At 70.9% G+C, this 11185-nt stretch carries 12 protein-coding genes and 1 tRNA gene; 4 read left to right on the forward strand and 9 right to left on the reverse strand.

Annotation, left to right across the window (positions count from 1 at the left end; all coding sequences use genetic code 11):
* Window positions 1-219 precede the first annotated feature (219 nt).
* Window positions 220-1020 (forward strand): type IV toxin-antitoxin system AbiEi family antitoxin domain-containing protein, encoded by an 801-nt coding sequence (locus FFS51_RS13950; RefSeq protein ID WP_249352735.1) that lies wholly within the window; start codon window positions 220-222, stop codon window positions 1018-1020.
* A gap of 368 nt (window positions 1021-1388) precedes the next feature.
* Here the strand turns inward: FFS51_RS13950 and FFS51_RS13955 are convergent, their stop codons facing one another.
* The 7 genes from FFS51_RS13955 to FFS51_RS13985 form a co-directional block, all read right to left on the reverse strand.
* Entirely contained in the window at window positions 1389-2273 is an 885-nt protein-coding gene (locus tag FFS51_RS13955) for an aminotransferase class IV (RefSeq protein WP_137878715.1), read from the reverse strand.
* Between the two features lie 290 nt (window positions 2274-2563).
* The gene (locus FFS51_RS13960) at window positions 2564-3202 is read right to left on the reverse strand and encodes a DNA-directed RNA polymerase subunit beta (protein WP_137878716.1); all 639 of its coding nucleotides are present in this window, start codon (window positions 3200-3202) and stop codon (window positions 2564-2566) included.
* 52 nt (window positions 3203-3254) lie between these two features.
* On the reverse strand, window positions 3255-3659 hold the full coding sequence (locus FFS51_RS13965; RefSeq protein WP_045245862.1) for a VOC family protein: 405 nt from the start codon (window positions 3657-3659) through the stop codon (window positions 3255-3257).
* An 86-nt stretch (window positions 3660-3745) separates the two neighbouring features.
* Window positions 3746-4093 carry a helix-turn-helix transcriptional regulator gene (locus tag FFS51_RS13970; protein ID WP_137878722.1) on the reverse strand — a complete coding sequence of 116 codons (348 nt, stop codon included), beginning with the start codon at window positions 4091-4093 and terminating at the stop codon, window positions 3746-3748.
* Between the two features lie 149 nt (window positions 4094-4242).
* Complete coding sequence (locus FFS51_RS13975; protein ID WP_137878717.1) at window positions 4243-5034, reverse strand: anti-sigma factor; 792 nt, start codon at window positions 5032-5034, stop codon at window positions 4243-4245.
* Window positions 5031-5630 (reverse strand): ECF RNA polymerase sigma factor SigK, encoded by a 600-nt coding sequence (gene sigK, locus FFS51_RS13980; RefSeq protein ID WP_171006204.1) that lies wholly within the window; start codon window positions 5628-5630, stop codon window positions 5031-5033. Before sigK ends, FFS51_RS13975 begins: the two co-directional genes overlap by 4 nt.
* Window positions 5631-5708: 78 nt before the next feature.
* Entirely contained in the window at window positions 5709-7436 is a 1728-nt protein-coding gene (locus FFS51_RS13985; protein ID WP_137878718.1) for a cytochrome c biogenesis protein DipZ, read from the reverse strand.
* 252 nt (window positions 7437-7688) lie between these two features.
* Between FFS51_RS13985 and FFS51_RS13990 the strand changes: the two genes are divergently transcribed.
* Window positions 7689-8339 (forward strand): fasciclin domain-containing protein, encoded by a 651-nt coding sequence (locus FFS51_RS13990; protein ID WP_045245858.1) that lies wholly within the window; start codon window positions 7689-7691, stop codon window positions 8337-8339.
* A gap of 114 nt (window positions 8340-8453) precedes the next feature.
* Window positions 8454-8526, forward strand: a tRNA-Lys gene (locus tag FFS51_RS13995).
* Window positions 8527-8529: 3 nt separating this feature from the next.
* Here FFS51_RS13995 and FFS51_RS14000 read toward each other — a convergent pair.
* Window positions 8530-9282, reverse strand: coding sequence for a sulfite exporter TauE/SafE family protein (locus FFS51_RS14000; RefSeq protein ID WP_171006203.1), 753 nt, complete (start codon window positions 9280-9282; stop codon window positions 8530-8532).
* A 118-nt stretch (window positions 9283-9400) separates the two neighbouring features.
* The gene (locus FFS51_RS14005; RefSeq protein WP_056210311.1) at window positions 9401-10324 is read right to left on the reverse strand and encodes an AEC family transporter; all 924 of its coding nucleotides are present in this window, start codon (window positions 10322-10324) and stop codon (window positions 9401-9403) included.
* 179 nt (window positions 10325-10503) lie between these two features.
* Here FFS51_RS14005 and FFS51_RS14010 point away from each other — a divergent pair.
* Window positions 10504-11185, forward strand: a 682-nt coding sequence (locus FFS51_RS14010; RefSeq protein ID WP_137878720.1) for a twin-arginine translocation signal domain-containing protein, incomplete at its 3' end; no start/stop codon positions are given.

Below are 11185 nucleotides of genomic sequence, written 5' to 3' on the forward strand. Positions count from 1 at the left end.
CCCCTCCCCCTCCCTCTCTCGTCGCCGCCTCGCTCCCTGCGCAATGTCGGAAGTTGTGGCCGACTCGCCGGGTCGCGCATGACGAGGGCGGGGTGTCGCGCACAACTTCCGACGGAGTGTGGAGTGACGTCCCCTCCCCCATGCCCGCAGGCCACCGACGATCCACGGATGCCGCGCTGCTCGGACACTCACGACGTGATGTGCGCCCACCATGGCCATGTGTGCGACGAGAGGACGGCGGTGCGAACGAGCGCGCAGCTTCGCGCGCTGCGCTACTCACGCACCCGCATCGAACGTGCGCTCGAGACGGGCGAGCTCATCCGCCTGCGGCGAGGCGTGTTCGCGACACCGTCGAGCTGCGACGATGTGCGTCGCGCTGCGCGGGCGGGAGGCCGGCTCGCGTGCATCAGCGCGGCTCGCCACCTCGGGATCTGGGTGCTGAGCGACGACGACCACCTCCACCTGCGCTGTGGCCACCACAGCCGCACCCCCACAATCATCGAAGCCGACACGATCGTGCACTGGGGCGACGCGCCGACCCCGCGGGCGACAGCGCGGAGCGTGCTCAGGGAGATCGATCGCTGCGCGGGAACGGAGCAGTTCTTCGTCGCCCTGGAGTCCTCCCTGCGCCTCGGACTCGTCGCGCCGCACGATCTCGCCTGGCTGCACGAGCGCACGAACGACCGAGCCCGCGAGGCGATCGCGTTCGCGCGAGACGATGCCGACAGCGGGCTGGAGTCGCTGATCCGCTGGCGATTGCGGCACTGGCAGCTCGACGTGCGCGCCCAGGTTTCCGTCCTCGGTGTCGGACGGGTCGACCTTCTCATTGACGGACGCCTCATCGTCGAAGCCGACGGGCGCGAGAACCACGCGGGCGCCGACCGGAGACACCACGACCTCGTTCGAGACGCAGCATCCGCCGCCTGGGGATACCGCACACTACGGTTCGACTACGCCCTGATCGTGAACGACTGGGACCTCGTCGAACGCGCGATCCTCGGCGCGCTCGGCCTGGGGTGATCGACCTGCGACGCACGCCGGTAGGCGTCGACAACCCGCTGCGATCATCACAACGTCGGAACTTTCTCCCGACACCCCGCCGCGCCGAGCGCAGTCGCGGGGTGCCATCGAGAAGTTCCGACGCTGCGGGGTGCGAGACACGCCGAAAGCCGGCGTCGCACACGGTCTGGCGCGTCAGCCTGAAGACCGGCGCGCACACGGTTGTGGCGCGTCAGCCCGGGACCGAGAACGCCCGGATGCCCCGGCCGGGCCGGGATGCCGCGGCGCGGCTGCCGCACGCCCGGATGCTGCCGCTCAGTCGCGGCGGGCAAAGGATCGATGGGGCGTACCGCGTCAGCCCGGGATGCCGCACGCCCGGATGCCGCGGCTCAGTCGCGCGGCGAGAGCAGGTAGGCGTTCAGCTCGGCCGTGAAGGCCGCATCATGCGGGAGAGCCCGGCCGTCGACGGCCGTGATCGGGGCCGCGAGGCGGACGCTCGAGACGAGCCACGCGGCATCCGCGTCGGCGAGGGCCGCCGTCGGAAGGGTCTCGTAGGCGGTCGTGAACCCCCGCTCGGCGAGGTGGGCGAACAGGCTCAGCTGAGTGGTGCCGTGCAGGATGCCGGCGGCGGGCTCGGGGGTCACGAACACATCGCCGCGGCGCAGCACGAGCGACGCGGTCGGCGCCTCGAGCAGGAATCCATCGGACGTGGCGAAGACGGCGTCATCCGCGCCGCGTCGGTGCGCCTCGCGCAGCGCCGCCATGTTGGTCGCATACGACAACGTCTTCGCACCGAGCAGCAGCCAGGGGGCGCGGGCGGGTGCGGCGAGGTCGAGCCCGCGATCGAGCACGACGACGGAGATGCCTTCGGCGCGCGGGCGGGCATAGTTGGGCGCGGCCGACGCGGTCACCCACGCGGTCGGGGTCGGACCGTGCTCGATGCCGCGACTCAGGATGAGCTTGATGACCGCCTCGCCCTCCGGGCACTGCGCCGCCGCGCGGGCGACGGCGGCGCGCCACTGGGCGAGGTTCGGCACCGGAAGGTCGCAGATCTCGGCGGAGTGCGCGAGCCGCGCCAGGTGCGCCTCGACCTCCTGCGGGTGCCTGTCGACGACACCGATCGACTCGAAGATTCCGTCTCCGCGCTGGGTGCTGAGCTCGCCGATGCTGAGGGCGGGGGCCGAGGCGTCGACGGGCGCGAAGGTCGTGTCGAAGTCGGTGCGGGGGTCATCGGATGCCACGGGCTCGATGATGAGCGCGAAACGCCAGGTCATGCTGCGAGCCTACGCGCGCGACGGCGACGCGCCCGGGCGGATGACGCGGGAATGCCGCCCGGGGGCGCTCCGTTACACTGGACCGGCCGGGCCGCAGTAACCCCGGGCTCCAATATCTGCCGCTGCGAGCGGCCTTGCGCCGAGAGGCGTTTCTGCGGCTCGGTTCTTCTCTTCCTGCGTGCGGGTGCCGCCCGGTCGGGCGCGTCGCGATGCGAGGGCGTGACTCAGGAGCGAGCGTCGCGGCGCCGAAGCGCCGCCCGGTCGGGCGTGTCGCGGCACCCGAGCGCTACTCAGGCGAGCGCGTCGCGGCGCCAGAGCGCCGCCGCGCCCGAGAGGTCCTCCGCGTAGGTGTCGAGGCGCAGCGCCCGCGTCGTGAAGGCGCTCGCGCGCGCCGGCTCCGCGACGTCGTGGTCGTCGGCGAGCTGCACCGCACCGGCGGCGACGATGCGGCAGAAGGATGCCGCCCGCTCGAGTGCGACCGCGAAGTCACCCTGGAACAGCCCCCGCAGGATCGTGTCGATAAGGGTGACGAGCTCGTCCGGGCCGGCCGGGGTCGGCGCTCCTGCGACCACCTCGTCGGCTCCTGAACGTGCCAGGCGTCCGCGCTCGAACAGCAACGCCGCGGTGCGCGGGTCGTCGTGGATCATGAGCTGCAGCAGATAGAGCCGCCAGAGCGCGCCGGGCAGAGATCGAGCGGGCGCACGCGACCACAGATCGGCGATGTCGTCGATGCCGTGACGGTCGGTGAACGCGACGAGGCGTTCGACGACGTCGACGTCGGGGTCCTCGCGCACGCGCGCGAGGAGTGCGGCGGCGGTCGAGTGGGCGATGCGCGAGACCTCGGCCGGGTCGTCGCCCGAGTAGAGCCGGTCGAACAGCTCGGCGGGGCGGCGCGCGGGCTTGTGGTATGGCCGGGGATCGTCGCTCACCTGTCCAGGGTACGGGGCGAGGGGCGCCTCCCGGGCCGCACCGCCCGCCGGCTCAGCCGGCCTGGTTGATGCGGATGAGGTTGCCGGCCGGGTCGCGGAATGCGGCGTCGCGCGGCCCCCACGGCTGGTCGGTCGGCTCCTGCACGAGGTCGGCGCCGAGGGCGGTGAGGCGGGCGAACACGCCGTCGAGGTCGTCGGTCTCGAACACGATCGGGCCGATCGCGCCCTTCGCGACGAGCCGGTGCAGTGCCTCGGCGTCGTCGGGCGAGCGGCCGGCACCGGGCTCGGAGAGCACCACGGCCACGTCGGTGCCGGGCACGCCGAGCGTGACCCAGTGGAAGTCACCCGCGGCGACGTTGTTGCGCAGCTCGAGGCCGAGTCCGTCACGGTAGAACGCGATGCCGGCGTCGATGTCGTCGGCGGTGATCGGGAAGAAGCGGAGCGAGATCGAGGTCATGGCCTCCACGCTACGGGCGGGAGGCGGCATCCGCTTCTCTGATCCTGCTCACTCCGCACCGTCGGCGACCGGGACGCGGTGCGCGATCAGACGAACCGGGTGGGGCGGGTGAGCACCCGCGCCATGCAGGCCGGGATGTCCTCGGTGGCGGCGTGATCGCGGGCCCGGTAGGCGCTGGGCGTCTCGCCGACAAGCCGCGTGAACCGGGCGCTGAACGACCCGAGGGATGTCGCCCCCACCCGCATGCACGCATCGGTGACGGTAGCCCCCGCCCGCAGCAGCGCCATGGCGCGCTCGATGCGGCGCGTCATCAGGTAGCCGTACGGCGTCTCCCCGTAGGCGTCGCGGAACTCACGGGAGAAGTGCGCGGTCGACATGAACGCCTCGCGCGCCATGATCGCGACCTCGAGCGGTTCGGCGTACGAGCGGTCCATCAGGTCGCGCGCCCGTCGCAGGCGCGCGAGCGCCTCGGGGGTCTGCGCGCGGGGAGTCACCCGTTCACGCTAGCGCTGCGGGGGCCGGTGATGCCGGGCGCACGGGGTGCCGGTGACGCCGGTCTCCCCGGGCGCGCACGGCAGCGAGGTCAGGCCGGCGTCTCGATCGCGAGCACAGGCTTCGTCGTCGGCTGGCCGGTCGCCGAGCCGCCCTGCTGCTCCACCGTCACGGCGACGATGTCGCCCGCCTGGAACCCGCCGCGCAGCTGCGCGGTCGCCGACCCGCCCGACACATCGAACGTGCCCGCCGCGGTCGGCACGCCGTCTCGCAGGTACCAGAGCTCATAGGTGCGGTCGCTTGCGAGGCTCGCCATGCCCGACGAGACGAGCACGGCCTGCCCGAGCGAGGACGACCAGTGCAGGGTGGCCGTGCCGCCGCCGGTGACGCCCGCCTGGGCGCTGGCGGCATCCGGTGCCGACTCGATCTTCTCGAGCGCGACGACCGCCGCGGGCTTCGGGTTCAGCTGCCCGGCGATCATCGTGCCGCCGATGCCGATCGCGACCACCAGGGCGATGCTCGCGGCGAGGGCGAACAGGATGCGGCGTGCCCGCCGCGCGTTCGCGATGGGGACCGACCGCACCGATTCCACACTCGGTGTGACGAACGTGAAGGGCGCGGGCGGGGCGTCGGCCGCGGCATCCGCGTCGGTGTTCTGCGGGATGTCCTGGATGCGGGCGAGCAGCGAGGCGCGCAGCTCGGCGGGGGGCGCGACATCCGTCACGGTGTCGGCGAGCGCGGCCGCGGCCGCCTCATCGGCGGCGACGATGGCCGCCCACTCGGGGTGGGCGGCGAGCGCCTCGTCGAAGGTGCGCTGCTCGTCGGGCGAGAGGGCGCCGAGGGCGCGGGCGGCCGACAGCTCGGCGAAGTCGATCTCGTTCACGGGGTCACCCCCATCTCCTGTCTCAGTCGGGCGAGCCCGTCTCTCATGCGTGTCTTGATGGTGCCGAGCGGTGCGCCCACCAGGGCGGCCACCTCGCTCTGGCTGTAGCCGCCGAAGTAGGCGAGAGTGAGCGCTTCGCGCTGCGCCTCGGGAAGGGAACGCAGCGCGTCGTGCACACGTTCGGCGTCGGTTTTCAGTTCGATCTGCTCGGCGACGTCGGCGTGCGGCACCGCGATCTCCCGCAGCCCGGCTCGGGTGTCCCGGTCACTGCTCGACTGCGATGCGCGCACTCTGTCGACGGCTCTGCGGTGGGCGATGGTCATCACCCACGTGCGGCCTTGTCCCTTGTTCGGAACGAACCGCCCGGCGGATTGCCACAGTTCGAGGAAGACCTCCTGCAGCACCTCTTCGCTCTGCGACCGGTCGACGAGTACGCGCAGGATCAGACCGAACACCCGCGACGACAGCGCGTCGTACAGCTCGGCGAACGCGCCCTGGTCGCCGCCGGCGGTCGCCACCAGCAACTCGGCGATGCGGTCGACGACGGGACCCTCGTCGGGGACGTCAGCGCCGTCGATCACCATGTCGACCAGCATGCCGTACATTCACGGACTCCTCTCGCAGCGGACGGGGCGGGTGACGGATACCGCGGGCCGCGGCATCCGTCATCACCGTCATCCGAAGGTGAACGAGTAGGCCTGCACGCCGGGCGACACGGTCACCTCCAGCACGCGCTGACCGTCGGAGGCGGCTCCGCTGGAGACCAGTTGGTAGGCGTTGGGAGTGCCGCTGACCTGCACGGTCTGGGTGGCGCCGCCCTGCAGCGTGTAGGTGACGGTGCCGGTGCCGCCGAGCACCATCTGCACGATGCCGGCGTGGAAGCGCAGCCGCACCTGGGCGGGCTGGTCGGTGCCGGGGGTGATGCTCTGGGAGGTCAGGTTCCAGCTGCCCTGCAGGACGAACGAGTCGTCGGGCTGGGAGTCGGGGTAGGCGAAGGTGGTCGTGCCCGGGTCGTAGGCGGTGCCGCCGCCGAAGTTGGCCTGCTTGGCCGCGCCGAGGAACGTCTCCTGCGTGGTCGAGCCGACCTGCGGGGTGGTGTCCTGCACCTCGGTGGGCGGGGGCAGCTGCACGTTCGGGTTCGCCTGCACGAGCAGCTGGCGGATCAGGTTCTCGGTGGTGGCGTAGTTGCCTTCACCGAACTGGATGTTGCGCACCACCCCCTGCGCGTCGATCAGGTAGTGGGCGGGCCAGTACCGGTTGCGGTAGTTGGTCCAGGTGTCGAGGTTGTTGTCGATGGCGACCGGGTAGGTGATGCCGAAGTTCTTGGCACCGGCCATGACGTTCGCCGGGTCCTTCTCGAAGGCGTACTCGGGCGAGTGGATGCCGATGACCTCGAGTCCGAGCGAGGCGTAGGCCTTGTTCCAGGCGACGACATGCGGGATGGAGCGCTGGCAGTTGATGCACGAGTACGCCCAGAAGTCGATCAGTACGACCTTGCCCTTCTCCTGGGAGAGGGTGATCGGCTGGTCGTTGGGGGTGTTGAACCACTGCTGGATGCCCTTGATGCTCGGCGCCGTGCCGCACGATTCGAGCTCGGTGGCACCGGCGGTGCACTTGTCGAGGTTCTTGTTCTCGTCGTTGACGAGGCCGCCGAGGGCGAGAGCCTTCTGCGCGTCGGGGTTGTCGGTGAGCTGCTGCTGCAGCCCCGACGTGTAGTCGGGCACGAGCTGCTGCAGCAGCTGGGGCACGTTGAACACCAGCCCGACCGACAGCGCGATCATGGCGGAGCCGCCGATGATGCGCAGCAGGCGCTCGCGGGTGCGGAACGCGCGGATGCGCTGCACGACCGCGCGCCCGGCGAGCGCGAAGACGAGCAGCGGCACGGCGACACCGATCGCGAACGACACGGTCAGCAGGATCGTGTCGGCGCCGATGCGGCCGGTGGAGCCGGCGACGATGATCGCCGCGAGCACGGGACCGGCACACGGCACGAACACCGCGCCGAGGGCGAGACCCACGCCGAAGCCGCTCCCCCGGTTCGTGACCTCCTTCTGCGGAAGCCAGGTGAACGGCTTCTCGAGGATGCGCTCGAAGCGGGGCACGATGAGGCCGATGCCGATGAGGATCAGCACGACGATGCCGACCCAGCGGATGATGTCCTGCGGCAGGTTCAGCAGTCCGAGGATCAGCGACCCGACGAGGGTCACGACCGTGAAGCTCAGCACGAGGCCGGCGATCACGAGGAACGGCCGCCAGCGGGAGGCGGGGCGCACCTCCTCGTCGCCGGTCGCGGCGCTGGCCTGCACGCCTCCCGTGAGGAAGATGACCGGCAGCACCGGAAGGATGCACGGCGAGATGCCGGTGATGAGTCCGCCCAGGAGGCCGATGATGACGAGGGTCATGGCGACCTCCCTTTCGTGTCGGTAGCAGTTCGGCCCCGTCGCCCGTTCGGATGGGAACTGCTGCCCGCGAACACGCTGAGTGAGCGGATGCGGCGGCCCGAGGCATCCGGATCTGTTCGATGTCCAATCCGATCCAGCGACCGCCCCGAACGGCTTGGTGAACGTCGCACCGCGGCGGACGCCCCCGGAACGCTCGGGTGCGTCGTTCACTCCCACGGGTCCCCCCGGCCCACCCATCACCACGGAGGAATCATGCTCACCACGAAGTCCAAGGTCATCTCCGGCGTCGCGCTTCTGTTCGCGGGCGCCCTCGCGCTGACCGCATGTTCGAGCTCCACCACCAGCTCGGGATCGATGTCGACGCCGTCGTCGACCCCCATGGCATCCGCCACGATGGACCCCTCGGCCGACCTCGTCGGCCCCGGCTGCTCGGCCTACGCGTCGGCGGTGCCCTCGGGCGCCGGCTCGATCCAGGGCATGTCGCAGGACCCGGTCGCTGTCGCGGCCTCGAACAACCCGCTGCTCACGACGCTCGTCGCGGCCGTCAGCGGCAAGCTGAACCCGAACGTGAACCTCGTCTCGACCCTGAACGGCAGCGAGTTCACCGTGTTCGCCCCTGTCGACGACGCGTTCAAGAAGATCGACAGCGCCACGATCGACACGCTCAAGACCAACAGCGACCTGCTCACGAAGATCCTGACCTACCACGTGGTGGCCGGTCAGATCCCGCCGTCGCAGATCGTCGGCACCCACACGACCGTCGAGGGCCAGACCCTCACTGTGTCGGGCAGCGGCAGCAACCTCACCGTCAACGGCAACTCCGCCGTCATCTGCGGTGGCGTGCACACCGCCAACGCAACCGTGTACCTCATCGACACGGTGCTGATGCCGCCGAGCAACTGACACCCGCGTCACTCATGTCAGCGACCGCTCGGACTCGCCGGAGTCCGAGCGGTCGCTTTCGTCTGCCCGGCACCGGCCGGAGCGCCGTGCGCGTCCCAGTAGGCTGGAGGACACGGGCCTGTAGCTCAGTCGGCAGAGCATCGGACTTTTAATCCGCGGGTCGTGGGTTCGAGCCCCACCGGGCCCACCCTCACCCCCGGACGAGCAGATACCCCGCGAGCGCGAAGCCGCACAGTGCGATGAGCACGCGGAGCACCGCCGGCGGGAGACGACGGGCCACCGCCGGGCCGATGAGGCCACCGAGCACGGCGCCGATCGCGAGCGGCCACATCGCCGCCCACACCACCGTGCCCCACACCGCGAACAGCACCGCGGGCAACACGTCCGAGGCGACGAGGATGACGTTCTTGAGCGAGTTCGCGCGGTGCAGCACGGGTTCGGTCGTGAGCAGCAGGAGGGTGATCAGCAGGATGCCGGAACCCGCCCCGAAATAGCCGTTGTAGGTCGCGACGGCGCCCCCGGCGATCGCGGCTGCGGGACGCGGCATCCCTCGCCCGAAGCGTCGCTGCGCGCGGGCGATGACCGGCTGCGCGAGCAGCACGAGGGAGCCCGTCGCCACGAGGAAGGGCACCACCCGGTCGAACAGGGCGCCCGGGGTGAGCACGAGCAGCACTGCCCCCACGAGGGAGAAGACGATCGACAGCGGCATCCAGGTGCGCAGCGTCGCGGAGTGGCCGCGCAGGTCGGGTCCCGCGCGCAGCGCCGAGCTGAGCCCGCTGCCGAGGAGCGCCACCGAGTTCGTCACGTTCGCCGCGAGCGGCGGGATGCCGACCGCGAGAAGGGCCGGGAACGCGACCAGGGAGGTGATGCCGCCCGCCGTGCCGATCACGCCCGCGACGAGCCCCGCGACCACGAGGAACGACGCGGTGAGCAGATCCGGCACATCAGCACCCTGGCAGATGCGGGCCGCGGCCGCGCGACGAACGCCGGCGCGGTGTCGCGGCTGCAGTGCGCCGGAGAACCGGATGCCGCGGCCCCGCCGCCGACTGTGACGTCGAGCGTCAGTGCGGTAGCAGCAGCACGGCTGCCAGAAGCACCGGGATGCAGCCGATCGTCGTGATGAAGATGGTGTCGCGGGAGATCGTCTGGCCGACCCCGTAGCGCTGCGCGTAGTTGAAGACGTTCTGCGCGGTCGGCAGCGCCGCGAGCACGACGACCACGAGCACCCCGTGCGCGTCGAGGCCGAGCACGTAGGTCGCGACAAGCCACCCCACCACCGGCATGACGATGAGCTTCAGTGCGCTCGCGAGCAGCACGTCGCGGCGATGACCCGCCACCCCGAGCACCTTCTGGCCGTTGAGCGACATTCCGTAGGAGATGAGAAGCACCGGCACCGCCGCGCCCGCGATGAACTGCAGCGGCTCGAACACGATGTCGGGAAGCGGGATCTCGAACGCCGAGAACAACGTGCCGAGCAGGGAGCCGATCACGATCGGGTTCGTGACGGTGCGCAGGATCGTGCGCCCGATGCGCAGCTCGTCGGAGGTCGCGGCATCCAAGAGCGCCAGGGTGATCGGGGTGAGGATCAGCAGCTGCATCAGGATTACCGGCGCCGGGTAGGCGGCCGACCCCAGCAGGTACAGCGACAGCGGGATGCCGATGTTGTTCGAGTTCACCTGCGCCGCCGACAGCGCGCCGATCACGGTCTCTCCGAGTCCGCGCCGCCACACCAGCCGCGCGATCACGACGTAGACGGCGAGCACGATCGCAGCCGTCAACGCCGACGCCGGCAGCTGCGCCGAGAACAGCACGTGCACGTCGGCCTTCGAGAGCACCACGAACAGCAGGAACGGCGAGAGCACGTAGAAGACGAGCCGGCCGAGCACGAACGGCGCGTGCGGACCGAGCAGTCCGATGCGGCCCAGCACGTACCCGACGCCGATCGCCACGCCGACCACGACGAATCCGGTCAGAGTGGTCAGCACCCTCCCAGGGTACGAGACCTGGACGAATGGTCTGACCATGGCCGGCGCGCGTCGTCACGGCCGGTGACGAGAGCGGATGCCGCGGCCCGCCGCATCCGCCGTCGTGGCGCGTTGCCGCGCCCTGACGTGCATGTCATGATGAGCGCACTCGCACACGGTTGCCGACCCGAAGGGCAGCAATGGGGGGACTCTCCCGCCGCCAGTTCCTGGCGCGTACGGCCGCCCTCGCGGCGGCACTCGGCGTGAGCGTCGAGACCCTCGCCCCGCAGCTTGCTCTGGCCCAGACCGACCCCGGGGAGATCCCGAGCACGCTGCTGCAGACGATCCTCTACGGACCGGTGACGAAGGGCTCGTACCGCACCCTCACCACAGGCCCCGGCGAGCCTTACATCGCCCGCTACGACGTGCTCGGCCGCACCGCCGACCCGACTCGCACGAGTCGCCGCCGGTCGCTGCTCTACCTTGGGCACCTCAGCGACCTGCACGTCATCGACGCGCAGTCGCCCGGGCGCATCGAGCCGATGATCGTGCAGGACCATTCCGCGTGGGGCTCGGCGTTCCACCCGCACGATCCGCTCAGTCCGCACACGACCGCGGCCATGGTGCAGGCGTTCTCCGACGCCCGCTACTCCCCGCTCACCGGGGTTCCGATGGGCGCCGCCGTCGTCACCGGCGACAGCGCCGACATGCACTCGCACCTCGAGCTGCGCTGGTACATCGACCTCATGGACGGCCTCTCGGTGAACCCGGCGTCCTCGGGCAGCACGTATCAGGGCGTGCAGGCGTGGCCCGAGGCGACGTGGGCGTACCGCCCGAACGACCCGAGCGGCGGATCGTTCGGCGACTACGGGTTCCCCACCC

Origin of the sequence: Microbacterium sp. 4NA327F11 (assembly GCF_005503465.1) — a bacterium.
Classification (GTDB): domain Bacteria; phylum Actinomycetota; class Actinomycetes; order Actinomycetales; family Microbacteriaceae; genus Microbacterium; species Microbacterium ginsengisoli.